Origin of the sequence: Actinoallomurus oryzae (genome assembly GCF_039541955.1) — a bacterium.
Lineage (GTDB): Bacteria > Actinomycetota > Actinomycetes > Streptosporangiales > Streptosporangiaceae > Actinoallomurus > Actinoallomurus oryzae.
In genome coordinates, this window is record NZ_BAABHF010000069.1 from 23,044 (window position 1) to 48,765 (window position 25,722).

Annotated in this window: 28 protein-coding genes; 13 read left to right on the forward strand and 15 right to left on the reverse strand. The window is 70.9% G+C overall.

All coding sequences use genetic code 11. The features are described from left to right. Positions 1-26 precede the first annotated feature (26 nt). Complete coding sequence (locus ABEA10_RS49310) at positions 27-1,016, reverse strand: tyrosine-type recombinase/integrase (protein WP_345475644.1); 990 nt, start codon at positions 1,014-1,016, stop codon at positions 27-29. 130 nt (positions 1,017-1,146) lie between these two features. After that, the gene (locus ABEA10_RS49315; protein ID WP_345475645.1) at positions 1,147-1,614 is read right to left on the reverse strand and encodes a MarR family winged helix-turn-helix transcriptional regulator; all 468 of its coding nucleotides are present in this window, start codon (positions 1,612-1,614) and stop codon (positions 1,147-1,149) included. 113 nt (positions 1,615-1,727) lie between these two features. Here ABEA10_RS49315 and ABEA10_RS49320 point away from each other — a divergent pair, with 113 nt between their 5' ends. Both ABEA10_RS49320 and ABEA10_RS49325 read left to right on the forward strand, forming a co-directional pair. Continuing rightward, positions 1,728-2,894: an epoxide hydrolase family protein gene (locus ABEA10_RS49320; RefSeq protein ID WP_345475646.1), complete on the forward strand. Its 1,167-nt coding sequence runs from the start codon at positions 1,728-1,730 to the stop codon at positions 2,892-2,894. Positions 2,895-3,522: 628 nt separating this feature from the next. Further along, positions 3,523-4,779 (forward strand): MFS transporter, encoded by a 1,257-nt coding sequence (locus tag ABEA10_RS49325; RefSeq protein ID WP_345475647.1) that lies wholly within the window; start codon positions 3,523-3,525, stop codon positions 4,777-4,779. Between the two features lie 124 nt (positions 4,780-4,903). Here ABEA10_RS49325 and ABEA10_RS49330 read toward each other — a convergent pair whose 3' ends face one another. The 3 genes from ABEA10_RS49330 to ABEA10_RS49340 form a co-directional block, all read right to left on the reverse strand. Next, positions 4,904-5,260, reverse strand: coding sequence for a DUF488 domain-containing protein (locus tag ABEA10_RS49330; protein WP_345475648.1), 357 nt, complete (start codon positions 5,258-5,260; stop codon positions 4,904-4,906). Between the two features lie 131 nt (positions 5,261-5,391). After that, positions 5,392-5,547 carry a hypothetical protein gene (locus ABEA10_RS49335; protein ID WP_345475649.1) on the reverse strand — a complete coding sequence of 52 codons (156 nt, stop codon included), beginning with the start codon at positions 5,545-5,547 and terminating at the stop codon, positions 5,392-5,394. Positions 5,548-6,274: 727 nt separating this feature from the next. Beyond that, positions 6,275-7,168: an MBL fold metallo-hydrolase gene (locus ABEA10_RS49340; protein WP_345475650.1), complete on the reverse strand. Its 894-nt coding sequence runs from the start codon at positions 7,166-7,168 to the stop codon at positions 6,275-6,277. A 107-nt stretch (positions 7,169-7,275) separates the two neighbouring features. Between ABEA10_RS49340 and ABEA10_RS49345 the strand changes: the two genes are divergently transcribed. Both ABEA10_RS49345 and ABEA10_RS49350 read left to right on the forward strand, forming a co-directional pair. After that, entirely contained in the window at positions 7,276-7,701 is a 426-nt protein-coding gene (locus ABEA10_RS49345) for a MarR family winged helix-turn-helix transcriptional regulator (protein ID WP_345475651.1), read from the forward strand. 256 nt (positions 7,702-7,957) lie between these two features. Beyond that, positions 7,958-9,016 (forward strand): tyrosine-type recombinase/integrase, encoded by a 1,059-nt coding sequence (locus ABEA10_RS49350; protein ID WP_345475652.1) that lies wholly within the window; start codon positions 7,958-7,960, stop codon positions 9,014-9,016. Here ABEA10_RS49350 and ABEA10_RS49355 read toward each other — a convergent pair. Then, complete coding sequence (locus tag ABEA10_RS49355) at positions 8,962-10,377, reverse strand: MFS transporter (protein WP_345475653.1); 1,416 nt, start codon at positions 10,375-10,377, stop codon at positions 8,962-8,964. The two genes, ABEA10_RS49350 and ABEA10_RS49355, sit on opposite strands and share 55 nt — an antisense overlap. A 175-nt stretch (positions 10,378-10,552) precedes the next feature. Continuing rightward, entirely contained in the window at positions 10,553-11,650 is a 1,098-nt protein-coding gene (locus ABEA10_RS49360; RefSeq protein WP_345475654.1) for an NAD(P)/FAD-dependent oxidoreductase, read from the reverse strand. A gap of 145 nt (positions 11,651-11,795) precedes the next feature. Here ABEA10_RS49360 and ABEA10_RS49365 point away from each other — a divergent pair, with 145 nt between their 5' ends. Further along, positions 11,796-12,275 (forward strand): MarR family winged helix-turn-helix transcriptional regulator, encoded by a 480-nt coding sequence (locus ABEA10_RS49365; protein ID WP_345475655.1) that lies wholly within the window; start codon positions 11,796-11,798, stop codon positions 12,273-12,275. Positions 12,276-12,300: 25 nt separating this feature from the next. Here the strand turns inward: ABEA10_RS49365 and ABEA10_RS49370 are convergent, their stop codons facing one another. The 4 genes from ABEA10_RS49370 to ABEA10_RS49385 all read right to left on the reverse strand — a co-directional run bounded on the left by ABEA10_RS49370 (position 12,301) and on the right by ABEA10_RS49385 (position 15,728). Next, positions 12,301-13,488, reverse strand: a complete 1,188-nt coding sequence (locus ABEA10_RS49370) for an FAD-dependent monooxygenase (protein ID WP_345475656.1) — start codon at positions 13,486-13,488, stop codon at positions 12,301-12,303. A gap of 8 nt (positions 13,489-13,496) precedes the next feature. Beyond that, a complete protein-coding gene (locus ABEA10_RS49375; RefSeq protein WP_345475657.1) occupies positions 13,497-14,090 on the reverse strand; it encodes a TetR/AcrR family transcriptional regulator in 594 nt (197 codons plus the stop codon). A gap of 176 nt (positions 14,091-14,266) precedes the next feature. After that, positions 14,267-14,878 carry a GNAT family N-acetyltransferase gene (locus tag ABEA10_RS49380; protein ID WP_345475658.1) on the reverse strand — a complete coding sequence of 204 codons (612 nt, stop codon included), beginning with the start codon at positions 14,876-14,878 and terminating at the stop codon, positions 14,267-14,269. 118 nt (positions 14,879-14,996) lie between these two features. After that, on the reverse strand, positions 14,997-15,728 hold the full coding sequence (locus tag ABEA10_RS49385; RefSeq protein ID WP_345475660.1) for an SDR family oxidoreductase: 732 nt from the start codon (positions 15,726-15,728) through the stop codon (positions 14,997-14,999). Between the two features lie 81 nt (positions 15,729-15,809). Between ABEA10_RS49385 and ABEA10_RS49390 the strand changes: the two genes are divergently transcribed. Continuing rightward, a complete protein-coding gene (locus tag ABEA10_RS49390; protein ID WP_345475661.1) occupies positions 15,810-16,436 on the forward strand; it encodes a TetR/AcrR family transcriptional regulator in 627 nt (208 codons plus the stop codon). 265 nt (positions 16,437-16,701) lie between these two features. On the opposite strand, the gene ABEA10_RS49395 is transcribed toward ABEA10_RS49390, so the two are convergent. Both ABEA10_RS49395 and ABEA10_RS49400 read right to left on the reverse strand, forming a co-directional pair. Continuing rightward, positions 16,702-17,337, reverse strand: a complete 636-nt coding sequence (locus tag ABEA10_RS49395) for a LysE family translocator (RefSeq protein WP_345475662.1) — start codon at positions 17,335-17,337, stop codon at positions 16,702-16,704. 67 nt (positions 17,338-17,404) lie between these two features. Continuing rightward, positions 17,405-18,199 carry a hypothetical protein gene (locus ABEA10_RS49400; RefSeq protein WP_345475663.1) on the reverse strand — a complete coding sequence of 265 codons (795 nt, stop codon included), beginning with the start codon at positions 18,197-18,199 and terminating at the stop codon, positions 17,405-17,407. A gap of 131 nt (positions 18,200-18,330) precedes the next feature. Between ABEA10_RS49400 and ABEA10_RS49405 the strand changes: the two genes are divergently transcribed. Genes ABEA10_RS49405 through ABEA10_RS49415 form a run of 3 tightly spaced genes read left to right on the forward strand, consistent with a single transcriptional unit; the run spans position 18,331 to position 21,241 of the window. Continuing rightward, positions 18,331-19,335: an AAA family ATPase gene (locus tag ABEA10_RS49405; RefSeq protein ID WP_329234962.1), complete on the forward strand. Its 1,005-nt coding sequence runs from the start codon at positions 18,331-18,333 to the stop codon at positions 19,333-19,335. An 8-nt stretch (positions 19,336-19,343) separates the two neighbouring features. Beyond that, positions 19,344-20,297, forward strand: coding sequence for a DUF58 domain-containing protein (locus ABEA10_RS49410; RefSeq protein WP_345475664.1), 954 nt, complete (start codon positions 19,344-19,346; stop codon positions 20,295-20,297). Continuing rightward, a complete protein-coding gene (locus ABEA10_RS49415) occupies positions 20,294-21,241 on the forward strand; it encodes a VWA domain-containing protein (RefSeq protein WP_345475665.1) in 948 nt (315 codons plus the stop codon). Before ABEA10_RS49410 ends, ABEA10_RS49415 begins: the two co-directional genes overlap by 4 nt. A 9-nt stretch (positions 21,242-21,250) precedes the next feature. On the opposite strand, the gene ABEA10_RS49420 is transcribed toward ABEA10_RS49415, so the two are convergent. Further along, positions 21,251-21,700 carry a hypothetical protein gene (locus ABEA10_RS49420; protein ID WP_345475666.1) on the reverse strand — a complete coding sequence of 150 codons (450 nt, stop codon included), beginning with the start codon at positions 21,698-21,700 and terminating at the stop codon, positions 21,251-21,253. Between the two features lie 137 nt (positions 21,701-21,837). Between ABEA10_RS49420 and ABEA10_RS49425 the strand changes: the two genes are divergently transcribed. Continuing rightward, on the forward strand, positions 21,838-22,449 hold the full coding sequence (locus ABEA10_RS49425; protein ID WP_345475667.1) for a class I SAM-dependent methyltransferase: 612 nt from the start codon (positions 21,838-21,840) through the stop codon (positions 22,447-22,449). Then, the gene (locus ABEA10_RS49430) at positions 22,446-22,988 is read left to right on the forward strand and encodes a TrmH family RNA methyltransferase (protein ID WP_345475668.1); all 543 of its coding nucleotides are present in this window, start codon (positions 22,446-22,448) and stop codon (positions 22,986-22,988) included. The genes ABEA10_RS49425 and ABEA10_RS49430 overlap by 4 nt, the downstream gene beginning before the upstream one ends. Before the next feature lie 74 nt (positions 22,989-23,062). Here the strand turns inward: ABEA10_RS49430 and ABEA10_RS49435 are convergent, their stop codons facing one another. Beyond that, a complete protein-coding gene (locus ABEA10_RS49435; protein WP_345475669.1) occupies positions 23,063-23,275 on the reverse strand; it encodes an EF-hand domain-containing protein in 213 nt (70 codons plus the stop codon). Between the two features lie 213 nt (positions 23,276-23,488). Between ABEA10_RS49435 and ABEA10_RS49440 the strand changes: the two genes are divergently transcribed. Then, entirely contained in the window at positions 23,489-24,289 is an 801-nt protein-coding gene (locus ABEA10_RS49440; RefSeq protein ID WP_345475670.1) for a glycerophosphodiester phosphodiesterase family protein, read from the forward strand. 35 nt (positions 24,290-24,324) lie between these two features. Further along, on the forward strand, positions 24,325-25,716 hold the full coding sequence (locus ABEA10_RS49445) for an MFS transporter (protein ID WP_345475671.1): 1,392 nt from the start codon (positions 24,325-24,327) through the stop codon (positions 25,714-25,716). Positions 25,717-25,722: the final 6 nt, after the last annotated feature.

The following is a 25,722-nucleotide window of genomic DNA, read 5'->3' on the forward strand; positions in this document are numbered from 1 at the left end:
CGCCACGGGCCCGCCCGGGGAACTTCTCAGCGATCCGACACCGGGGGAGAGGAGTCCAACAACGACTCCAGCACCCCGTACGCCGGGCTGGAACCCGCCGCCATCCGCAGCTCACGCGCCGTCGACTCCACATAGTGCTGACCCGTCGCGATCGACGAATGCCCCAGCAGCTCCTTCAGCTCATGCGCCGACGCACCGTTCTCCGCCAGCCGCGTCGCGAACTCATGACGCAACGTGTGCACCAGCGCGCCCCGCGACACCCGATCGTGCACACCCGCGTACCGGTAACACTGCGCCACCAGATACTGCAGACCACCGCGCCGCAACGGCTCGTTCTTCGTGTCGACCAGCAGGGGAGCGCTCAACGGAAGACTCGACAACCCGAACCGCTCCATCCGCGACAACAGATACGCGTCCACCAGCCGCTCCAACGGCACCTCGACCGGCACACTCCGCGTCTTACCGCCCTTACCGGTCAACTGCACCCGGCGATCACCGGGGGAGCCGCCGAACGACCCCAGCGTCACCCCCAGCAACTCCGCCGACCGAGCCCCCGTCACCAGCGGAAACGCCAACGCCACCAGATCCCGCTCCACCCACGGATCCCGCGCCTCCCGCGCACCCGCAGCGATCCGCTCCAGCAGCGTCCGCGCCGTCCCATCACCCTGGAACGGCTTCGGCGCCTTCGACGGCGCCTTCGGATGCGGCACCGCCGCCATCGGATTACCCTCCACCAGCTCCTCGGCCACCGCGAAGTTCATGAACCGGTTCCACGCCGACCACGCCCGCAGAATGCTCGCCGGCGCATGGTCGTCGGCGAACTCGGCGAACGCCGCCCGCAACACCCGGCCCGACAACCGATCCACGCTCAGCTCCGCCGGCGGAACATCGCACAACCGCGCCGCGATCCCCCCGATGATCCGCAGATCACTGTCATACCCGGCCACCGTGCCCGCCGCCGGCTTCGCCGGCCGCAACGACAACAAGAACTCCGCCTTCGCGTCCACGAACAACATCACCGGCCACCTCCCGGACCGCCCAGGGGAGCGCTACCGCCACAGGCACGTGTCATCAGGGCACGCATTCTCCCAGTGATCACATCGTCGAGCCACCGTGACCGTGCCGACCGGCCGGAGCCTCACCCCGTCAGTCGGCGGTGCCGGTGCGCCGGTTGTGGTGGTCCAGCAGCCGGGACAGCAGCTCGGTCAACCGCTGCCGCTCCTCGGCCGACAGGGGAGCCAGCAGCTCCTCCTGGCTCTCGGCCACCCGCTTCTCCAGCCGCCGCAGGTGCCGCCTGCCCGCGGCGGTCAGCGAGACGATGTTGCGTCGCTTGTCGGAGGGGTCCGGGGCGCGCTCGACCAGTTCCCGGTCGGCGAGCTCGTTGACCGTCGCGACCATGTCGCTGAGGTGAATGCCGCTACGGCGGCCCAGCGCGGCCTGGCTGGCCGGGCCGAACTCCTCCAGCGTCGCCAGCAGGCGGTAGTGGTAGCCGCGGGCGTGGACGGACGAGAACCCCTCGGCCACGAGCCGGTGCGCGTGGCCGGCGGTCTGGGTGAGCAGCCAGCTGGGCAGCCCCTGCCAGCCGGCGGGCGTCCTCTCGGATGGGTCCTCCATGGGACAAGTCTAACGAATCGTTCGGAGCACTAATGATTGTGTTATCGTTCGGGCAACAAACGTTAGGCGCCCGAACGTTCAACCTCTGAACGACCTGCCCTGGAGCTGAAACCATGATCAAGCCGTTCCGCATCGACATCCCCCAGGCCGACCTCGACGACCTGACCGACCGGCTCTCCCGCACCCGCTGGCCCAACGAGGTCGCCGGCGCCGGGTGGGACTACGGCTTCCCGCTGGCCCGGCTCAAGGAACTGGCCGAGTACTGGCGCACCGGCTACGACTGGCGCGCGCACGAGGCCCAGCTCAACGAGCTTCCGCACTTCACCACCGAGATCGACGGCCAGAACATCCACTTCGTCCACGTCCGGTCCTCCCGGCCGAACGCGCTTCCGCTGATCCTCACCCACGGCTGGCCCGGTTCCTTCCTGGAGTTCCTCGAGGTGATCGAGCCGCTGTCACGCGACTTCCACCTGGTGATCCCCTCCATCCCGGGCTACGGCTTCTCCGGGCCGACCCACGAACGCGGCTGGGACATCGTCCGGATCGCGCGGGCCTGGGCCGAGCTGATGCGCCGGCTCGGGTACGAGCGCTACGGCGCGCAGGGCGGCGACTTCGGCTCGGGCATCTCAATGGCGCTCGGCGCCGTGGCACCCGAGCAGGTCATCGGCGTGCACGTCAACTACCTGCCGACCCGCCCGGACCCGGACGCCGGCATCGAACTGTCCGAAACCGACGAAGCCCGCCTGGACAAGGTCAGGCAGCTGATGGCGAACCGCCCGCCGTACCAGAGCCTGCAGGCCACCACCCCGCAGACCCTCGGCTACGCGCTGACCGACTCACCGGCCGGCCAGCTCGCCTGGATCGCCGAACGCTTCGCCCAGTGGACGGACCCCCGCACGCGGATCAGTGACGATCGGATGCTCACCGGCATCTCGCTGTACTGGCTGACCGCCACCGCGGCCTCCTCGGCACGGCTGCACCGCGAGACACCACGGCGGACCGAACCGTGCCCGGTACCGGTCGGCGTGGCGGTCTTCGCGCACGACATCACGCAGTCGGTCCGGCCACTGGCCGAACGGCTGTACGACATCAGGCACTGGTCGGAATTCGAACGCGGCGGCCACTTCGCCGCGATGGAGGAACCGGAACTGCTCGCCGATGACGTCCGGGACTTCTTCCTCACCCTCATCAAGGACGACCACCGGGCCGCCACGCGATCCGCAGATTCTGATCCCCGATACTCCGCATGTCTCGCGAGAGAACAGGCCGTCAGGCGGTGACGGGGAGGTGGCCAGACGCCCTACGGCTCGCGGGCATGTTTCATGCATAATATAAATTATGCATGAAACAGGGTGATTTGAGAGGTCAGCGTGCCGCATGAGAGACGCATGGGACGAGACCTACTCGGGACCCGCAGTACGGGACTGCGCACGCCATCGGCCGAACTGAAGCATTGACACCGAAGACGTGCACGCCCGGCAAGCATCGGCGACCGTCACGCCGTCCAGGCCGGCCATACAAGATCGTCTGCGGAACCGGGACGGCCCACGTCTTCACGGCGACGAGTGTCTGCGGATATACGTCGCTGAACACATCCAGCCGATCCGTCCAGCGACCACGGCTCGCGCCGTACCTCGTCAGAAGCCGTACGCCAGAGGCCTTTTCTCGTCTTGCCCCCGACAGCCGCCCGATGGCAAGCCGAGAGCTACACCGGACAGAAGATGGATTCTGTTTGGTATCGAACGTGTGTGCGGTTTTGCCGTCGCCGGCAAAACCGCCTGGTGGTCCGTTCGGCACCGCGGTGGCTCTTCGGCCGGGTGAATCGACTCACTCCCCTGAACGTCAGGCTGCCCAAGGCGGCGGTTGAACTCCTCCGGGGCTGTCAGCGTCTCCCCGTACGGTCTGGCCATGATCTCCTGCGAGGCACCGGTGTCTGGCGGACGTCTCCCCCGCCACTACATCGTTTGGCTGGGCGGAGTGCTCGCCTCGATGCTCGGTGACACGGTCCTCTACTTCGCGCTGGGCTGGGCCGCGTCCGCGCACGGTGGGTCGGTCGCCGCTCTCGTGCTGACCGCGATCAACCTGCCCCGGGTGCTGCTCCTGCTGGTCGGCGGTGCCGTCGGGGACCGGTTCGGTGCCCGGAAGATCATGTTGATCGGCGACGGCGTGATGATCGCTGTGACGGTGCTGCTGGCTCTGGTCGCCTTCCGGTGGGAGACGCCGACATGGCTGCTGATCGGTGCGGGTTTGCTGATCGGCGCGGTGGACGCGTTCTACCTGCCGGCGTCCGGGTCCATGCCCCGGCGGCTGGTCGGAGCGCAGAAGCTGCCCAGGGCTCTGGCCCTGCGGCAGACGGGCGGTCAGGTGGTCGCGCTCGCGGGTGGTTCACTGGGCGGCCTCGTCGTCGCGGCCGTCGGCCTTCCGGGAGCCGCGCTTTTCGACGCGGCGACGTTCGGGATCGTCCTTTGGGCGATGGCCTCGATCCGCCCCGCTCAGAAGGCCTCGGAAGCCGCCGCACGGAAGGGCACCGTGCGGGAGGTGGCCGACGGTCTCCGGATCGCGTGGCGAGATCCGGTGTTGCGTGCCGCGCTCGTTCTGGTGTCGGCGGCGGCCGGGTCCCTGCTGCCGGTCATTTCGCTGCTGGTGCCTCTGCTCGCCCGCCACCACGGATGGGGGCCGGGCACGGCGGGCGTCGTCGCAGCGGCGCAGAGCCTCGGCGTCATCGGGATCGCGGCGCTCGTCGCCGGCAGGGGCGGCGGCGCGCGGCCAGGCCGGACCGCCGCCCTCGGCCTGATCATCGGTGGGTGCGGCACGGCGCTCCTGGCCCTCGCGCCCTCCCCCGCCGTGGCGGCGGGAGGCTCCGTGATCATCGGTATCGGGTCCGGGGTCTTCAGCGCTCACATCGCACCTCTTGTGCTCGCCACCACGCCGGACTCTCACCTGTCACGTCTGCAGGCCCTGCTGACCCTGGTGCAGAGCACCGCGCTGCTGGCGATGAACAACGCCCTGGGCAACGTCGCCGCGGCGGCGGGCCCCGCGCTCACCCTCGGTCTTTGCGCCGGCGCCGCGACGTTCACCGGTCTGGTCGGCCTGTGCTCGGCACATCTGCGCCGCGCCCCGGCGCACGTCGCGGCGCCTGTCCCCGAGCTGCGGCCCGCCCAGTGACGACAACGACGTCCGCGGGCCCGCAGGAGCACTCCCCTGTCCCTGGCAACGGCGCCTGAGGGTCTCTCCCCCGGTGCGGATTTCTGTTGTTAGGAGATGAGTTGTTACAACACGCCACCCTGCTTTACGTAGTAAGGTTAAGGAGAGAGGCCAGGACGGCGGCGTTGCTGCGCGGTACGTCCTTGGTGGCGGTCACGAGGACGACCTGCCGGTCCGCGGCCAGCTCCTTCAGGTGCCGCAGCGCGTCGGCGGCCGGTGGGGCGTCCAGTTCGGCCTCGTAGCGGCGGCGGAACTCCTCGTAGCGGTCCGGGTCATGGCCGTACCAGCGCCGCAGGTCCGTGGAGGGCGCGACGTCCTTCAGCCACAGGTCCAGATGCGCGGCCTCCTTCGAGACGCCGCGTGGCCAGACCCGGTCGACCAGCACCCGGTACTCCCCCGCCGTAACCTCGTCATAGATCCGTACGACGCCGACCTCGCGCACGTATCACCTCCGCGTTGACGGCGCCGCCCGTCGGCGCCAGAGACCATGATTCCCGCCACGCACTCGCCTGTATCGTCGACCCACTCTCACGGGTGTCCGAACGGGTTCCTTCATCTGGTGGATCCAGCCTCCTACTCCCGAACGTGACCCCAGCCCCAAAGGTCGAATGAGGTTGTGCTGCTGCGCTGATCGGTGTGGGGGGTGTCGGCGAGTTCTGCGCCGAGCAGGAAGGACACCGGCGAGCCGAGGGCGATCAGGGCGAGTCCGATGGCTCCGAGGACCATCATCGCCGCCACCGTGGCGGTGTTGTGGCGGGGTGCGCGGTCGGCGATGGCCCCGGCGGCCAGCCGGACGAGGACGGCCAGGATCGCGCTGGCCGACAGCAGGTCGCCCGCAGTTCCGGAGGCGAAGCCGGCTTGGTGGGCGAGCTGGATGAAGTAGGAGGCCGCCGCGTTGTTGCCCGCGGCCGACAGCGCCTCGGCCGCCGCCCATAGGACCAGCGCCGCGCCGACGATGCCGGAGGCTAGCGCGCGCCGGTGCCCGGGCGGCGATGAGCCGGGCGGCGGCGGGCTGAACGAGGCTGTTGCCGGCGCCCGCCACGATCAGCGCGCCGACCAGCGCGGCCGCGTTCGGCGCGGTTGCGACGATCAGGAGGCTCGCCGTGGTGATCAAAGCGGGAAGCGCCAGTGCGAGCGGCGTGGCCAGCCGCCCTGCCAGGCGTTCGGCGAGCCCGGAGGACAGGGCGGACGCCGCGTAGAAGGTGCTCATCGCCAGGCCGAGTGTCATGCGTGGCAGGTGCAGGTCGGCAGCGATGGGCGTGGCCATCGCCCCGATGGCGAATCCGGGCATCACGGTCACGGTCGCGGTGAGGGCCGCCGCGGTGATGGCAGGCCATGGGCGGACAACGGCGATGGTGGTCCGCTCGTTGATACGGTGCGTGGCCGTGATCATGGCGGCTCCTCGGTGCGCGGTGGCGCGGCCCGTTCCAGGGACCGCGCCACCGGTGGCGGACGGTCAGGCGACGGGGACCCAGGTGAACCGGCCGTCGGGGCGGCGTTCGGCGCGTCCGAAGACCACGTCGGCGAAGTGGCCGCCGTAGCCGATGGTGTCGGGGCGGTTCAGCTCTTCGACCAGGCGGCGGCGGTGCTCGGCGGATTCGCCGGGGTCGTGGTCGATCCCGCAGGACCATTCGGGGTGGGTGACCTGGACCGGCGCGTGCAGGGCGTCGCCGAACGCGATGAGCCTCCGGTCGCCGCCGGTGATGGTGTAGGTGGTGTGGCCGACGGTGTGCCCGGCCGCGAACGAGGCCCGGACACCAGGGAAGATCTCCTCGCCGTCCTCGATCGCGCGGACTCGGTCTGCGAAGGCGGCCAGACGTTCCTCGGTCGCCCCGCCCTCGGCGGCCAGGCCGCGTCGCTCCCATTCGGGCGCCGCGACGAAGTGGGCGGCGTGCGCGAAGGGCGGCGCGTCGGTGCCGGGCTCGGTGGTCCAGGCCCAGCCGAGGTGGTCGGTGTGCAGGTGGGTGATGGCGACGGCCTCGATGTGGCGCGGTTCGCGGCCCAGCCGCCGCAGGGCGTCCAGCAGCTCACCGCCGTACAACCTTCCGAGCAGCGGGTTGGCCGGGTCGTCGGGGTAGGACTCGGGTCCGAACCCGGTGTCGATCAGCAGCGCCCGGTCACCTCGCTCGATCAGCAGCGCGCCGATGCCTGCGACCAGGAGGCCGTCGTCGTCGAGGTGGTCGCGGTAGGTCGCCCAGTCGGTGGCGGTGGCGGCGGGCAGCCAGCCGCGCGGCTTGAGCCGGACCAGCCCGTCCGGGAGGTAACTGATCGTCAGGTCGCCCATGCGGAGTGAACGAGCGCGCGGTGCACTGCTCAGCCGTGCGCGGTCGAAAACGGTCGTTGTGGTCATGGTCCTGCCTCGTTCTCGGAACGGTGTCGTCGGGCGGCGGCACGAGGAGAAGTTACAACTAGAACAGTTCTAATTGCAATCATCCGAGTTGCAGTAAACTCAGGGCTGTGGCCACTGAGCGCGAGACCCGAGCCCAAACCGACCGCCAGCTGTGCGGGCTGGTCAACGGCCTGGCCAATCAGATCGAAGCCCACCTTCGGGCCCGCGCGGTCACCCTCGGTCTGACCGCCTCCCAGGGCGCCGCGCTGCGCGAGCTGACCCGCCCCATGACCTTGCGCGAACTGGCCAGCCGAATGAGCTGCGAGCCCTCCAACGCCACCTTCGTCGCCGACCGCCTCGAGGAGCAGGGCTACCTCGAACGCCACCCACACCCCGACGACCGCCGTGCCAAGCAGCTCGTCCTGACCCCCAAGGGCACCGAGCTTCGCGAACGCCTGCTCGACCTGCTCTCCGAAGACTCCCCCCTTGCCCCTCTGTCCCCCGAAGAGCAGGACATCCTGCAGCGACTCCTCGCCCGCGCCCTCATCCGCTGACCCGCTCCGACGGGCCTTCAAGGAGGCGTCTATACCGGCCGTAAACCCACACGCACCGACGAGCAGGTGCACCAGCTGCGTGAGTGCGCCACAGCCGGTGAACGGAGATCCGTGCTGGCCAGGAAATTCGGCATCAGCGGTAGCAGGCTGAAGCCCAGCCGCGTCGCGCCGGTCTTGTTGGCCACCAGCTCTCAGCCGATCCGCCTGGAGGCGGTCGGCCAGGGAAATGTCGGAGGGGTCCGCTAACTTCTGGACAATGCGCCCCGCCGACGTCCGCCGTCTCACCGTCGATGAGGCGGTCGACCGTTACATCGACATGGTCCGCGCCAAGACCGTCACCGGTGCGCTGGCGCCGAGTACGGCTGAGGTGTACGCGCGTGACGTGCGGACGTTCGCGGAGCTGGCCGGCGGTGACCAGGTGCTGGACGACCTGACCGGTGAGGACGTCGACGAGGTGTTGCTGCGGTTCGCGTCCAAGCCGGATGGGCGCCGCAGCGGCTCGGCCGCTGGGGCGGGGCAGGGCGAGGCCGTGCAGAGTGGCGCGTCGCAGAGCCGGTTCCGCCGGTCGGTGTCGGCGTTCTTCCGGCACGCGACGGTGGCCGGCTGGGTGCAACTGGACCCGATGCGGGCGGCCACGGTGGTGCCGCGCCATCGTGGCGGGCTGCGTCCGGAGCGGCGGGCTTTGACGCGTGAGCAGGCCGAGGGGCTGCTGGGCACGGCGCGGGAGCTGGCCGTGGGGTCACCGCAGGGGCGTAAACGGGCCGATCAGCGCACGGAGTTGCGGGACGCGCTGATCGTGATGCTGTTGGCGACGGTCGGGCCGCGGGTGTCGGAGCTGGTCCGCGCCGATATCGACCATTTCTACGTCAACGACGGGGTGCGTTACTGGCGGATCTTCGGCAAGGGCGGGGCGACGCGTGACGTACCGCTCCCCCGCGAGGTCGCGGAGGTCCTGGACGCGTATCTGGCCGAGCGGCGGACCCGAGAGACGGGTGGGGGTGCGCTGTTGCTGTCGTGGCGGGGGCGGCGGCTGGCGCGCGGTGACGTGCAGGCGGTGATCGACCGGGTGCTGGCGCGGGTGGATCCGCGGCATCGCCGTGGTGTGACTCCGCATGGTCTGCGGCACACCACGGCGACGCATCTGCTCGCCGCGGCGACCGACATGGACGCGGTACGCCGGGTGCTGGGGCACTCGGACCTGTCCACGCTGGGGCGTTACCGTGACGATCTGCCGGGTGAGCTGGAGGCGGCGATGCGGGCTCATCCGCTGCTGGGCGCCGGGTCCTCCGAGGCGGATGACGTCCCGCCGGGGTGAGGGGCGGGGCGTTCGGCGGTCTCCAGGCGGTGGCCGGTGCTGCGCGGGCCGAGGACGGCCACGTCGAGGCAGAGGATGACCAGGATGACGGCCGAGCCGGTGAAGACGGTGCCGGCGCCGAGGTGGTCCAGGGCGTTGAGGGCGATGAACGGCAGTACGGCGGAGGTCGCGCGGGACAGGGAGTAGGCGACGCTGATGGCGCTGCTGCGGATGCCGGTCGGGAAGATCTCCGCCTGGTAGGTGTGGAAGGCGTTGGAGAAGACGTTGGAGGCGCAGGTGAGCAGGAATCCGGCGGTGACGATCAGCGCGGCGTCGCGGGCGTAGCCGAACATCAGGCCGGTGACGGCCATGACGAGCGCGGATCCGACGATGAGCCATTTGCGTTCGATGCGTTCGATGATCGGTACGGAGAGGGCGGATCCGATCGGGTAGCCGAGGAAGCTGAGGGCGGCGTAGCCGAGGGACTGGACGACGTCGAAGCCTTTGGCGCCGAGTACGACCGGTGCGAGGGAGCCGAAGCCGTAGTAGCCGACGGTCTGCAGGATCTGGAAGACCCACAGCATGACGGTGCGGCGGCGGTACGGTTCGCCGAACATCTGGGCGAGGGTGATGCGGGTGACGGGTTCGTCGGGGGTGTCCTGCACGGGCGGCAGCGGGCCTCGTACGGCGGCGGCCTGTTCGACGGCGGTGACGACCGCTTCGGCCTGGTCGGGGTGGCCCTGGGCGAGCAGCCAGCGCGGTGACTCGGGCAGGCGTGCGCGCAGGATCCACACGATGAGCGCGCCGATGGCGCCGAACACCAGCAGCCAGCGCCAGCCGTCGATCAGCAGGTGTTCGTCGGCGACGAACCGGCCGCCGAGGAACGCCGCGACCGGCACGCCGCAAAAGCCGATGGTGTAGGCCCAGGCGATGCAGCGGCCGCGGACGTGACGTGGCATGAACTCGCTGAGGTAGGTGTCGACGAGGGTGAGTTCCGCGCCGAGCGCCAGCCCGCCCAGGAACCTCAGCAGCAGGAAGACCTCCAGGTTCGGGGCGAACGCGGTGAGGAGGGAGAACAGGGAGTACAGGCCGAGGTTGATCAGGAACATGCGGCGGCGGCCGAGCCGGTCGGCGGCGATGCCGAGCGCGATCGCGCCGACGAACATGCCGGCGAACGCGGAGGCGATGACGAGGGACTTCTCGTTCGTGCTGAGGTGCCACTCGTCGGTCAGGACCGCGCCGAGCACGCCGCCGAGGAAGACCTCGTACAGGTCGAAGAAGCTGCCCAGGCCGACGACGACGATCAGTGTCCAGTGCCAGCGGGTGAGGGGGAGGCGATCCAGGCGGGCGGTGATCGATCGGCCGGTCGGTTCCTGGGGCATGGGCGGCCTCCTCCTACGTCGGGGATGCCGCGCATGAAATCACTCCGGCCGTTGGTCGGGCCAGTGCGTGTCCGGCCCGTGAGATGCGGCGGCCGGTGGCGGAGCCCCCGCCGCCCGCCGCGGCGCCGTCGCCCGGTGCCGGCGGCGAATGGATGAGCTGGAACCAACGGAGCTGTCAGGTGCGGCCGAACCGGGAGGCGAACCGTGCGGTGAACAGGTCGGCGCCCTTGCGTTGGTAGACCGTCTCGGTCGTGGCCGCGGCGACGCCGTCTGGGGTGGGGAGCTGGCCGATGCCCGCGCGCGTTCCCAGCGGTAGCAGGATTCTTCGCTCGGGCGTCGGTGTGTGAACGGCGTCCGGCTGGTCGCCGGTGAGCTGCGCTTTGATGTTCTTCACCACGATGTCGGCATGTGTCATCGCGTAGGAGGCCATCTTGGGGTCGGGAAGTGCGGCGATGTCGCCGATCGCGTAGATGTGTTCGTAGCCTTGGACGTTCAGTCGCTCGGTGACCGGGACCGTCTTCTGCTCCGTCAGCGGCGAGAGGTGTCCGTCGGCCAGGTAGCCGGTGTTGATCTTGACGCCGAAGGCCTGAAACCAGATGTCCGCCACGATCTGCTCACCCTTGTCGGTAGAGACCGCGACGCGGCCGGCCCGACCGGCCTCGACCGTCGGCAACGCGGTGAGACCGGTGTTCAGCCGCACGTCGATGCCGAGCTCGTCCAGCCGGCGGCGTAGCTCGTTCCGCACTTCGGGAAGGAAGCCGGGGAGCAACTGATCGGCCCTGTCGAGGACGATCACGTACTTGTCCGGCCAGACGTCCTTGATCTCTCCGGCGAGCTCCAGACCGACCGGGCCGGCGCCGAGGATCAGCACGCGGTCGGTGCCGGCCAGCTCCCTGTGGGTCTCGCGCAGATCGTCCAGTTGCTGCTCGATGCTCGTCGACGCATGGTGCGGTTTGGCCGGATACGTGTAGCCGGAGCCGGTGGCCAGGACCAGATAGTCGGCCTCGACCCGCTCCCCCGAAGCGAGCGTGACGCCCTTCGGGTCCACTGAGACGGCTCTGCCGCGGATCACCCGTCCCCGTTGGAGCAGCGTCGCGAACGAGAAGAAGGCGTTGTGCGCCCAGTCCGGTCGGGTCAGTGCCCGCAGTGACGCGGCGGCGTTGACGAATGCCTCCCGGGGGTCGATGAGCGTGACGTCCGCCTCGGAGTCCAGCTCCTTGGCGACCAGTGACCCTCCATACCCTCCGCCGATGACCACCACTGCGTGATTCATTCTCGCTCCCAAGCGCATTGCCGTCGTTGGGCGGCACGCACGGCGCATCAAGACGAGAAATGGCGCCGGGCATGGCCGAAGTTGACGCGACAACTTTAAGTACGCGTTAGTTGTCGCGTCAACTTCGGGCCGTTATGATCGTGCCATGACGAAGCCCCGCACACTGGAACCTGAGCAGTGGGAGCTTTGGAACAGCTGGATGCAGGCGCAGCGTCTCCTGGCCCGTGAGCTGGACCGTGATCTGCAACGCGACTACGGCATCTCCAAGGCCGAGTTCAGCGTGCTCGTGACACTTCAACGGGCGGCCGAGGGCCAGATGCGCGTGGGCGAGCTCGCCGAGTCACTCGGCTGGGAGAAAAGCCGCGTGGCGCACCAGCTGACGCGGATGGAGAACCGCGAGCTCGTGGATCGGATCGCGAACCGGTCCGGCCGTCGGATCGGGATCAGGCTGACCGCCAAGGGCCGCACGGCCGTGGAGAACGCCATCCTGGGGCATGGGGACAACATCCGCCGATACTTCTTCGAAACGCTCACGCCCGAGCAGGCCGCAGCCATCCACGCGTGGAGTCGGCAGGTGGTCGACAGCATTGAAGCGCGCTGTGGTGAGGGCCCCGCCGCTCCCTAGCGGGACCTTTCGTTCGCCTGCGACATCAGCCCGAGACGGGGCCGAGCGGACGATCGATGATGGCGGTGGATTTACCGACGAGGGCGGCGGCGACGTAGCGGTCGATGAGGGGGACGTGGGCCAGCTTGAGGGCGGCCCGCCGGACGTGGAGCTGGGTGGTGGTGGCGGGGATGAACCAGCGGGTCCCCTTGCGGGCCACCTGCTGTTTCTCGGTGGCCAGGGGACGGAGTGTGCGTTCGTAGCCGTCCAGCGCGGCCTCGACGGACGAGGCGTGGGACAGGTGCTCGGCCAGGACGTAGGCGCCGGTGATGCCGAGGGAGGCGCCCTGGCCGGCCAGCAGGGACACGGCGTAGGCGGCGTCACCGACCAGTACGACGCGGTCGCGGCTCCAGGCGGGCAGGTCGATCTGGGCGACCTGGTCGTAGTACACGTGTTCGGGTGGCGGGCAGGCGGCCAGGGCGCGGGGCGCCACCCAGCCGAGGGGGGCGTACTCGCGGCGGATCGCCTCGCGCGGGTCGGCCGGCAGCGCAGGGTCGGCGGTGCGGTGCACGGTGAAGACGGCGACGCGTTCGCCGCGCAGCCCGTAGAAGCCCATCTGCCGGTCGACGGTGTCGGTCAGGCAGAACCGCCCGGCCACCAGGGCGTGGATGTCGGGGTCGTCGAATGAGTAGGCGGCGGTGTGGAAGCCCAGGTAGCGCAGGAACTCGCGTTCGGGCCCGAAGATCTGGCCGCGGACGGTCGAGTGGATGCCGTCGGCGCCGACCAGCAGATCGGCGTCGATCGTGCTGCCGTCGCCGAGGGTGACGGTGACACCGTCGGCGCGGTTGTCGATGCCGGTGAGGGTGGTGGCGTGGCGTATCTCGACGCCGCCGGGGACGTGGTCGCGCAGCGCGCGTTCGAGGTCGGGGCGCATGATGCTGGTCAGCCGGCCGTCCACGATCTTGGCGAACTGGGCGAAGCGCATGCTCGCGCGCCGGCGGCCGTTGTGGTCGCGGTAGCTCATCTCTTCGACGTCATAGCCGAGTTCGCGGATGCGGGGCAGTACGCCCATGGCCTCCGCGGCGTCGTAGCCGGGACCGAAGAAGTCGATCATGTAGCCCTGGGTGCGGGGGCCGGGCGCCTTCTCCACGACGACGACCTCGGCTCCGATGGTGTCGAGGCGCTGGGCGAGGGCCAGGCCGGCGATGCCGGCTCCACAGATGATCACCTTCATGAGGGATCTCACTGCTCCTTGGTCGAGGGTCGGGGTTCGGTGGGAGCGACGAGGCGGCGCAGAACGGCCGTCAGGTCCGCCGCGTCCGGGCCGGGGCCGAGCGCGCGGTGCAGCATGATGCCGTCGATCGCGGCCGCGATCACCGCGGCGGTCGCGTCGGGGGCGGGGACCTGGTGCTCGGCCAGCCGGCCGGCCAGCGCCCGGCGGAACTCGGCGACGACCCCGCCCAGGGAGCGGCGCAGGTCCTCATCGCGGCCGGCGGCCAGGTAGGCCTCGGCGAACAGCAGCGAGGTCGGGTCCCGGCCGTCGTAGGCGGCCAGGAACTCCATCATCAGCCCCAGTGCCTCACCGGGCGTGCGCGCGTGTGCCAGGCCCGCGCCGGCCTGCTCGATCAGGTCGTGCATCACCGCCAGTGCCGCCTCGCTCAGCAGCGCCTGAACCGAGGCGAAGTGGTAGTGCACCACGCCGGGGGCCACGCCGGCCCGTTCGGCCAGCATCCGGGTGCTGACGGCCGCCCAGCCCCGCTCGGCGATCAGTTCGGCCGCCGCCGCCAGCAGCCGCCGGCGGGCCTCACGTCCGCGATCCGCCGCCGTCGTACTCATCGTTCCCACCTTCTGGTCGATCGCCCTGGACGTTCGTATTGGGCGATCGCCCAAATCTAGCACGACGAGTCCGCCGTACGCCTCGATCGCACCGGCACACCGCCGGCCGGGACGTCACCGCGCCGGGCGACCCCGGCGCCCTCCCCCAGGCAGATCCCGTGGCGGAGGCGCCTCCCCTATGACTCGGCGGGACCGCCTTGTCCGCGGGCCTTGAGCCATTCGCGTGCGAGGAGTCCGTAGACGACGTCGTCGTCGCGTTGTCCGTCGGGGAAGACCACTGCTTCGCGCAGCAGGCCCTCCTCGGTGAATCCCAGGCGGCGGGCCACGCTGCGACTGCGCGCGTTGTCGGTGCCGGTCCGCAGCTCGACCCGGTCCAGGCCGATGGGGCCGAACGCCTGGTCCAGGACCGCCGTGACGGCTCGAGTGACCAGACCCCGCCCTTCGAACGCGGGGTCGATCCAGTAGCCGATCTCTCCGGTCCGCATGGCCTTGTCGATCCTCAGGCTGACCGCGCCGACCAGCCTCCAGTCCCGGCCCGCCGGCACCGCGATGTCGAGGGGCAGCTGTGTTCCCTCGAGCCACGCCCGGCCCTGCTGTTCCAGGCGCGAGCGGGTCTCCTCGAGCGTTGCCGGATTGGTGGCGTCGAAGCCGGGGTCCCAGTGCGCGAGACGCTTGTAGTTGGCCATCAGCAGGGACTGGTGAGCCTCCGCGATCGCGACCGTACGCGGTATCAGCGCCGCGTCGTCACCGAGCGGGCAGGTGAACGTGGCGGGGGTGACCGTCGACACTCGTTCTCCCACTGAGTCGGTAGTGAGGCATCAGCCTCGGTGGCCGGCGCCGAGCGGTCAACGGGTTATCGCAGCCGGACGAGGCCGGCGGAGACGCCACTGCGGGTGAGGCGCTCGGCTACCAGGGGACATGCCCTTGGTCGTTGAAGAATCCGCCGGTGGGACCGTCGGCCAGCGTGGCCAGCTCCACGATGATCCGGGCGCCCTCCTCGACGGTGCGGGAGCCGCGGTGGCCGGTGAGGTCGGTGGCGGTGTAGCCGGGCGTCGCCGCATTGATCTTGATGCGGGACAGGTCGGGGTCCTTGGCGAAGGCGTGAGCGTACTGGACGGTGAGCATGTTGAGCGCGGTCTTCGACGACGAGTACGCGATCCGGCGGCCGGCGTCGCCGCCGAAATCGGTACCGCCGCTCGTCAACCCCAACGAGGCGGTGGTGCTGGACACGTTGACGATGCGCGGCGCCGCCGAGGCGCGCAACAGCGGCAGCATCGCGTGAATGACCGTGACGACGCCGAAGACGTTGACCTCATAGGTGTGGCGCATCTCGAGCGCCGTGGTGTCGGCGGCGAGCCGGTCCACGACGGTGCCCGCGTTGTTGACCAGCACGTCGAGTCGTCCATGGTCCCGGCGCAGCCGATCGGCCACCGCTTCGACACTGGCGGAGTCGGTCACGTCGAGCTGTACCGGCACGGCCGCCCCGCCGGCGCGAAGCTCCCCGGCGGCTGCGATACCGCGCTCCGGATCGCGGCTGCCCATCACCACGGTCATCCCGCGTTCCAGGAGCTGCCGGGCCGTCTCCTTGCCCAGCCCCTTGTTCGCCCCGGTCACGAGCGCCACCGGACGGTCGACCATGGCTCACCCCTTCTTCCCCGCGATAGCCGTCGAACTCGCGTTACAAGCTGTATCACAAGATACTAGCTGTATCATGAGTGAGTGGCCACGTCAGAGTCGAAGGAAGCCGGGCGGGGACTGCGGGCCGCCGGCGTGCAGCGGACCCGGCGCAGCATCCTCACCGCCGCACGCCGGCATCTCATCGAGACCGGCTACCACCGGCTCAGCCTGGAGGACGTCGCCGCCGACGCCGGCGTCACCCGGGTCACCATCTACCGGCACTTCGACTCCAAGCTCGGCCTGCTCGACGCCATCGCCGAGGACCTCGCCCAGCAGGCCGGCCTCGTCCCCGGCATGCATGAGGCGGCCCAGGTCGCCGAACCGGTCCCCGCCTTCACCGCGATGGTCAAGGAGCTGTGCCGCTTCTGGAGCACCGACCCGGAAGTCTTCCGGCGGCTGATCAGCCTGTCGGCCGTGGACCCGGAAGCCCAGCGCGTGGTCGCCGGCCGAGAACACTGGCGATACCAGCAGATCAGCGCGTTCGTGCAGCGCCTGGCCTCCGCCGACCGCCTCCGGGCCCCTTTCGACGTATCGCAGGCCACCGCCGTCGTCGGAACCGTGACGGGCTTTCCGGCGTGCGACGAGATCGCCACACGCCTCCGGATGGACCTGACCGAGTTGGACCGGACACTCCTGCCCGTGCTCGCCAGTGTCGTCCGACTCGACTGATCGACAAGCTCTCGCATTCCCGAGTGCTGCGGCGACCCCATGCCGGGTCACCGCCGAACCGCTGAGCTGGGCAAGAACGGTGCCGGGACCGATTTCCACAGGGCCTGTGGAAAACTCGGTGGGTAACCGCCGGCCAATACCCACATAGGTGGTGATTTCCCCGGCCGAACTGTGGAAAGCCCTGTGGATAACCCGGGGACAACGCGGCCGGCGGAACACCGCCCGCGAGAGCGCCGCGCGTACCGGAGACAGGTCCTGACCGGCGCTAACGAGACTCCATGGCGAGCCGCAGGCCCAGCCCGACCAGCACGACCCCGGACAGCTGTTCGAGCCGCCGCCGCACCGCCGGCCGGCCGAGCGCCCGCCCGGCGCGGCCCGCCAGCCAGATCAGGCTCAGGTACCAGACCACGTCGATCAGCGCCCAGACCAACGACAGCGCCACCAGCACCGGCAGGACGGGCGCGCCGTGCGGGACGAACTGCGGCAGGAACGACACCGCGAACACCCCCGCCTTGGGGTTGGCCGCGTTCGTCAGCAGGCCCAGCCGGTAGGCCCGCCACCGCGACACCGGCACCGCCCGCACCCCCGGCTCCCCCGCCTGCTCCACGGGACGCCGGCGGCGCGCGGACCACAGCGCCCGTACGCCCATCCACACCAGGAACACCGCGCCCGCGATCCGGATCGTGTCATAGGCGATCCGCGAGGCCAGCAGCAGCGCGGTCAGCCCGAACGCGGCCGCCAGCCCCCACAGCACGATCCCGGTCTCGTTGCCCAGCATCGCCGCCACGCCCGCGCGGCGGCCCGCGGTGACCGACTGGCGCACGATCACCGCCGTGCTCGGGCCCGGGATCAGGGCCACGACGATCGCGGCGCCGGTGAAGGCGAACAGCATCTGGATCATCGCCTCATGCTGGCCCGAGTCCGCACACGCGGGCAACCGGCTTTCGCCCCCCGGAGAGACGGGCGGCCTACCAGCTCGTACGGGCCGTGACCGGGCCGCCGTGCCCGGCGGGGTTCATCGTGCCCGGCCCGCCGGTCCGCGAGGGCCCCGGCGTCTGGGACTTCTCGCCCGACCGTGACGGCGACGGGCTCGGCCTGGACGGCGTCGGCTCCGGCGGCGGAGGCGGCTGTACCGGCACCGTGGTGGGCACCTCGGTCGGCGTCGGCGGCTTCGGGGACGGCTCACAGGAGTACAGCAGCAGGACGAGCAGGCCGAGCAGGACCAGCAGCGCCGCCAGCGACGCGACCGCCGCCGCCAGGCCCTTGGTGTCCCGCGCGGCCTCCGGGGCGGTCGGCGGTGCCGGAGGGGGCTGCAACGCCGGCGCCTTGGGACCGGACAGCCAGTACTGCTGGAAGCTGGGGCCGCCACGGCGGCGCCGGCCCAGCCCCCAGCCGCGTTCGAGCAGCACCGGCTTCAAGAAGCGTTCCGCCCCCGGACGGCCCTCCTCGTGCGCCGTGGCCACCCACGGCGCGCCGCCGTCGGGCAGCGCCGCCACCACCGGCGACGGGCCACCCGGCCCGGCCGGACGCGGGACCGAGGGGACGACGCCCACCCGCGGCGACTCGGCCTCCACCGCGGCGCGGAACCGGTCACGGGCCGCCGCGTCACCGGCCGCGGCGGTGGTCAGCAGCGCCACCTCCACCCGGCGGCCCTGAGGATCGGCGGCCAGGTAGACGATGCCGGCGGCGGACTCGTGCAGGCGCGACTCCAGCCGGAACGGCCCGAGCTCGGCCGGGTCCCCGACCTGCAGCGGTTTCGGCATGCGGCCTGCCTCCCCTCGCCTGCGGCCTGGCGCGACACACTAACAGCCTCGGCGCTCGGCGGGCCTTCAGCCAGATCGCATAAGGTCGTGCTCGTTGGCGCTGCAACGAGACCCTGACCTTGAGGGACTACATGACCATCGCTGTAGGGGACATCGACCAGGCCGCGGCGCTGCTTCAGCAGAGCGTAGCCGAAGTCAAGAAGGTCATCGTCGGCCAGGAACACATGGTCGAGCGCATGGTGATCGCGCTGCTCGCCCGCGGCCACTGCCTTCTCGAGGGCGTCCCCGGCGTCGCCAAGACCCTGGCCGTGGGCACGCTCGCCACCGTCGTCGGCGGGTCGTTCGCGCGGCTGCAGTTCACCCCGGACCTGGTGCCCTCCGACATCGTCGGCACCCGCATCTACCATCCCTCCACCGAGCAGTTCGACGTCGAGCTCGGCCCGGTCTTCGTCAACTTCGTCCTCGCCGACGAGATCAACCGCGCGCCCGCCAAGGTGCAGTCGGCGCTGCTGGAGGTCATGGCCGAACGCCAGGTCTCCCTCGGCGGCAAGACCCACCCGCTGCCGCGGCCGTTCGTGGTCCTGGCCACCCAGAACCCCATCGAGTCCGAAGGCGTCTACCCGCTGCCGGAGGCGCAGCGCGACCGGTTCCTGATGAAGGTCAACGTCGCCTATCCCGGTGCGACCGAGGAGATGCAGATCCTGCAGCGGATGAGCGTCGACCCGCCCGACGCCGCGCAGATCCTCGACCCGGCGAGCCTCATCCGCCTGCAGAAGGCCGCCGACGAGATCGCCGTGCACGAGCTGGTCGCCGACTACATCGTGCGGCTCGTCATGGCCACCAGAGAACCCGAGCAGTACCACCTGTCGGATCTGAAGGGCGTCATCGAGATCGGCGCCAGTCCCCGCGCGACCCTGGGCCTGGTCGCCTCCGCGCGTGCCCTGGCCCTGCTGCGCGGCCGCGACTACGTGCTGCCCGACGACGTACGCGACGTCGCCGTCGACGTGATGTCCCACCGGATCCTGCTGTCCTTCGACGCCATCGCCGACGGCATCGACCCGGTCGGCATCGTCCAGCGGATCCTGACCACCGTGCCGCCGCCACGCGTCGTGTGGAACAGCGAATACGCTTCATGAGCGGCGCGATGAGGTCCGACAGGCTCGGTGAGCTGGCGCCCGAGCGGTCCCTGCGGCGGCTCGAACTCGCCGTCACCCGCCGGCTCGACGGCCTGCTGCACGGCGAGCACCTGGGCATTCTTCCCGGGCCCGGCAGCGACCTGGCCGAGGCCCGCCTCTACCAGCCCGGTGAGGACGACGTACGGCACATGGACTGGGCCGTCACCGCCCGCACCACCACCCCGCACGTCCGTGACCTGATCGCCGACCACGAGCTGGAGGTCTGGGCGCTGGCCGACCTGTCCCCCAGCATGGACTTCGGCACCGCGGCCATGGAGAAACGCGACCTGGTCGTCGCCGCGCTCGCCGCCGTCGGATTCCTCACCACGCGGCTCGGCGACCGCGTCGGCGCCTACATCACCCACGGAGGAGGCCTGCGGCGCTGGCCCGCCCGTACGGGCCGCACCGCGATGTACGCGCTGTTGCAGGCGCTGCTGGACGCGCCCCGCACCGACACGGGCCGGCCGGGCCCCTCGCTCGCCGAGGCGCTCACCAGCCTCGCCCGCGGCCAGTTCAAACGCGGCCTGCGGGTGGTCATCTCCGACTTCCTGGACCAGGAGCGCACCGGTGACGGCGAACTGGCCTGGCAGCGTCCGATGCGGCGGCTGGCCGTACGCCACCAGGTCATCGCCGTGGAGATCATCGATCCGCGTGAGCTGGACCTGCCCGACGTCGGCCCGGTGATGATGACCGATCCGGAGAACGGCGAGGTACGGGAGATCATCTTGTCCCGGCGGGTCCGTGAGCGGTACGCCGCGGCCGCCGCCGCGCAGCGGGCCCGTACCCGCGAGGCCATCCGCGGCTGCGGCGCCGCCCACCTCGTCCTGCGCACCGACCGTGACTGGATCAGCGACGTCGCCCGCTTCGCGCTGCAACAGCGTCGCGTCGCCGGGCGTGCCCACCCGCAGGGGAGCCGCGTATGACCTTCCTGTCCCCGGGCCGGCTCTGGCTCCTGGCCCTCGTCCCGGTGCTGGTGGGCCTGTACCTGCTCATGCAGGCGCGTCGCCGGCAGGCGGCGGTCCGCTTCACGAACCTGGCGCTGTTGTCGCACGTCGCACCGCGCCGGCCCGGCTGGCGGCGGCATCTCGCGGCGCTGCTGTTCCTGCTGTCGGTCATCCTCATGACCGTCGGGTTCGCCCGCCCGGCCAAGCCGGTCAAGGTGCCCCGCGAACGCGCCACGATCATCGTCGCGATCGACGTGTCGCTGTCGATGAAGGCCACCGACGTGGCGCCCAGCCGGCTCGACGCGGCCAAGGCCGCGGCCAAGAAGTTCGTCCAGGACCTGCCGATCCGCTTCAACGTCGGCCTGGTCAGCTTCTCCGGCAGCGCCTCGGCGGTGGTCGCGCCGACGTTCGACCGCGAGGCGGTCGGCCATGCCATCGACGCGCTGCAGCTGGGCAAGGGCACCGCCATCGGGGAGGCCGTCTTCACCTCGCTGCAGTCGATCCGCTCGTTCGACGCCCGCGCCAACGAGGACCCTCCGCCCTCGCACATCGTGCTGCTGTCCGACGGTGACAACCAGAGCGGCCGGTCGGTCATGGAGGCCGCCGAGGCCGCCCGCGCCGCGAAGGTCCCCGTCTCGACGATCGCCTTCGGCACCCCGTACGGCATCGTCGACATCGACGGGGAGACCGTGCCCGTCCAGGTGAACAAGGCCACGTTGCGCAACCTCGCGCACGACACCTCCGGCAAGGCCTACGAGGCGCAGGCCGGGGCGGAGCTGTCGGAGGTCTACCGGCACATCGGCAGCTCGCTCGGGTACCGCATCGAACGCCAGGAGGCGGCCTCGCAGTACATCCTCGTGGCGTTGCTGTTCGCCCTCGCCGCCGGCGGCCTGTCGCTGGTGTGGTTCCAGCGGCTGCCCTGAGCGGGGCCCTCAGCGGCGTGAGGCGGGCCGTACGCCGCGCGCGACGTACCCGATGATGCCGAGCAGCACCAGCACGCCGAGCCCGTCGCTCAGCCCCTCCCACAGGCTGCCGAACAGGCCGTCGCCGCTGAGGAACAGGAACGAGGCGAACACCGTCGCCGCCGTCCCGGCCGCCGGCACCAGCGCGTAGGACCACGGATGCTGCTGCGCCCACGCCCGCGTACGGTCATGGCCGCGGCGCAGCAGCGCGCCGCCGGCGCCGATGAGGAAGAACACCGCGAGGCCGAACGACAGCGGCCCGGCGACGCTCAGGTGACCGCCGAGCAGGTGCAGCGCGAGGTCGGCGCCGCCCACCACCGCTCCCCCGGCCAGCGCGGCCGCCCAGGGTCCCTGTGAGGCCGCCGACATCGCGATCCACGCCGAGTCCGAACGGCTCGGCACATCCGGTTGATACGTCATATCGCGATGATGCGTCCGCCGGGCGCGGAACGCCATCAGGGATTCCCCCGACTCGCCCCTGAGGCCACCCCCACGCCCGCGTGCCCCGGGGGCCGCGGCGTCACGCGCGCGCCGCCGCGCTGGTACGGTCGGCCGACGTGGGGGAGCACTACTTCGCCGAGCGTCCGCAGGCGCGCAGCCGGCCGGGCACCGTGGACCTCGTCCTGCCCGATCTGCACTTCCGGCTGGCGACCGACCGGGGCATGTTCTCCCCCGACCGCGTCGACCTCGGCACACGCGTCCTGCTCGACAGCGTGCCGCCCCCTCCCCCCGACGGCGACCTGCTCGACCTCGGCTGCGGGTACGGGCCGATCGCGCTGACCATGGCCGCGCGATCGCCGCAGGCGATCGTCTGGGGTGTGGACGTCAACGAACGGGCACTGGAATGCGGGCGGGACAACGCCCAGGCCGCCGGCCTTGACAACGTAAGGTTCGGACTCGAACGCGACGTCCCGGCCGGCACGCGCTTCGCCGCGATCTGGTCCAACCCGCCGATCCGCATCGGCAAGCCGGCCCTGCACGGCCTGCTGGACACCTGGCTGCCTCGCCTGGTCCCCGGCGGGCGGGCCCACCTGGTCGTGCAGAAGAACCTCGGCTCGGACTCCCTGCAACGCTGGCTCCAGAGCCGGGGATGGCCCACCGAACGCCTCACCTCGCGCGCCGGCTACCGGGTCCTGGCCGTCACCAACCCCGAGAAGGACACACCGTGACCACCGCCGACGCCCGCAGGCAGCTGCGCGCCACCGACGTCAAGCGCCTCAACCGCGGCTGGCGGCGCCGTACCGAAAGCCGGCTCGGCCTGCTCGTGGAGTCGGTGACCCAGCCGTTCAACGTCGGCTCGATCATGCGGTCCGCGGCGGCGTTCGGGGTGGAGCACCTGTGGCTCGCCGGCAACGCCGCTCCCCCGACCCACCCCGGCGCCCGCAAGACCGGGCTGGGCACCGAACGGCTCGTCCCCTGGGACCCGGCCGTCCCCGTCCCCGACGCCGTCCGCGCCGCGCGCGAGGCCGGGTTCCGCATCGTCGCGATCGAGCTGACCACCGACGCCCTGCCCCTGCACGAGGCGCCGCTCGACGGCGACGTGTGCCTGGCCGTCGGCGGCGAGGACCACGGCTGCTCCCCCGCGCTGCTCGGCGCCGCGGACGCGGTCGCCTACATCCCCCAGATCGGGCGCGTCGGCTCTCTCAACGTCGCGGTCGCCACCGCGATCGCCCTGGCCGAGACCCGGCGCCGCGAATGGGCCCGCTGACCCTGCCCGCGGCGCCGGGAAGACCCGCCTGAGACCGGCGCCCTGCCGCGCGGCGCGGGCGGCGGGTTCGCGGGTCAGCCCTTCGCCATGTAGGTGGCGAACTCCGCCAGCGAGATCTCCCCGTCCCCGTTGGAGTCCATCCGCTGGACGACCTCCGTGGCGGTCTCCTCGGTGATGTCCTCACCGAGGGCCTTCATCAGCTGCTTCAACTCGGTGGCCGAGATGTGCCCGTCCTTGTTCGCATCGACGATCTCGAACGTCGCCGCGTAGGCGCTGGTGTCCGCCATGATCAAGCCTTCCTTGCTCGGAGACGCGGCCACCGCGGGCCGCAGCGCACGACAACCTAGTCCAAAAGCGGTAACCCGGAAGACATGGACACGACGCCGCGGCGGTCGTTTCCCCCGATGGAGTCGGGGCGGGAAGACCCTGCCGCGCGCCTTTACGAAGTAAGGTGAGTGGTGAATCGCGTTACCGGCCGCCGAGCCGCCATACTCGAACAGGTGTCACCGGAGTTTGCGTTCCTCGATCATCCCGGGCCCATCCCGTTCGCCCACCGGGGCGGCTCCCTGAACGGCCTGGAGAACTCCATGGCGGCGTTCGGCCACGCCATCGACCTGGGCTACCGCTACCTGGAGACGGACGTACGGGCCACGGCCGACGGCGTGCTGCTCACCTTTCACGACGCCGACCTGGAGCGGGTCACCGGGCGCGCCGGCGAGATCGCCCGCCTGCCCTACGCCGAGGTCGCCACCGCCCGCATCGGCGGCCGCGAGCCGATCCCGCTGCTGGAGGACGTCCTGGGCGCCTGGCCGGCCGCCCGCCTCAACATCGACGTCAAGGCCGAGACCGCGATCGCCCCGCTCACCGAGGTGCTGCGCCGCACCAACGCCTGGGACCGCGTGTGCGTGACCTCCTTCTCCTCCCGGCGGCTGAGACTCGTACGCGCCCGCATGCGGCTGCTCGCCGGCCACGACGTGTGCACCGCGCTCGGCCCCCGCGGGGTCGCCGCGCTGCGCGCCCACTCCCTCGCCGGGCCGCTGTCGGTGCTGCTGCGCACCGCCGCGACCGGCGCGCCGTGCGCCCAGGTGCCCTACCGGCTCGGCCGCAGCCGCTTCGTCACCCCCTCCTTCCTCGCCGGCGCGCACACCCTCGGCCTGAAGGTCCACGCCTGGACCGTCAACGACGCCACCGAGATGGCGCGGCTGCTCGATCTGGGCATCGACGGCATCATCACCGACGACATCGAGACCCTCCGGGACCTGATGAAGGCCCGCGGCCTGTGGGCGACCGCCACCACATGACCGGGCGAAACGACCGAATCGACGAAACGGCCCCCATGATCACCCCCTCCGGCGAAGCCGGGCCCACGACCGGGCGCAGCGAGACGGCGCCCGCCGCGGCGGCTCCGGGCAGCCGCCGCCGCGAGCAGCGCGGCTGGTACTTCTACGACTGGGCCAACTCCGCCTTCTCCACCACGGTCGTGACCGTCTTCCTCGGCCCGTACCTGAGCACGATCGCCCGCGCCGCCGCGGACGCGCACGGCTGGGTCCACCCGCTGGGCCTGGACGTCCGCGCCAAGGCCGTCTTCCCCTTCGCCGTCACCGTCTCGGTGATCGCCCAGGTCGTGCTGCTGCCCGTCACCGGCGCCGTCATCGACCACACCGGCCGTAAACGCTGCACCCTCGCCCTGTTCGCCTACCTCGGCTCGTTCGCCACGATCGGGCTGTTCTTCGCCTCCGGCGGCCGCTACCTGCTCGCCGCGGCCCTGTTCATCCTCGCCAACATCTCCCTGGGCTGCGCCGACGTCGCCTACAACGCCTTCCTGCCCGACATCGCCGACCCCGACGAACGCGACGCGATCTCCTCCCGCGGCTGGGGCATCGGCTACCTCGGCGGCGGGCTGCTGCTCGCCCTCAACCTCGTGCTGTACCTGCTGCACGACTCCTTCGGGCTGTCACAGGCCATGGCGGTACGGATCAGCCTCGCCTCGGCCGGCGTGTGGTGGGCCGCCTTCACGCTCATCCCGCTGCGCCGCCTGCGCGACCGGCACCGGGCCCGTACGGGCGAGACCGCGTTCGGCGCCGTACGGGCCGGGTTCGCCCAGCTCGGCCTCACCCTCAAGGACCTGCGCAACCGGCCGGTCACGCTGCTGTTCCTGCTGGCGTTCCTGATCTACAACGACGGCGTGCAGACCGTGATCACGCTCGCGGCGACGTACGCGACCGAAGAACTCGACCTGGGCCAGTCCGTCGTGATCGGCGCGGTGCTGCTCGTGCAGTTCGTGGCGTTCGGCGGGGCGCTGCTGCTCGGCCGGCTCGCCGACCGGTACGGCACCCGCCGCGTCGTGCTGACCTCGCTCGTCGCCTGGACGGTCGTCGTGCTGGCCAGCTACACGCTGCAACGCGGCTCGATCGCGCAGTTCATCGTCCTGGCCGCCGTGATCGGCGTGGTCATGGGCGGCACGCAGGCCCTGTCACGGTCGCTGTTCTCCCACCTGGTGCCGCGTGAGCGCACCGCGGAGTACTTCGGGTTCTATGAGATCAGCGACAAGGGCACGAGCTGGATCGGCCCGCTGGTGTTCGCGTTCGCCCTGCAGCTGACCGACAGCTACCGCAGCGCGATCGTCTCCCTGGTGATCTTCTTCGTGGTCGGGTTCGCGCTGCTGATCACCGTGGACGTCCCCCGCGGCGTCCGCGAGGCCGGCAACCCCCTCCCCCGCCGCGTCTGAGCCACC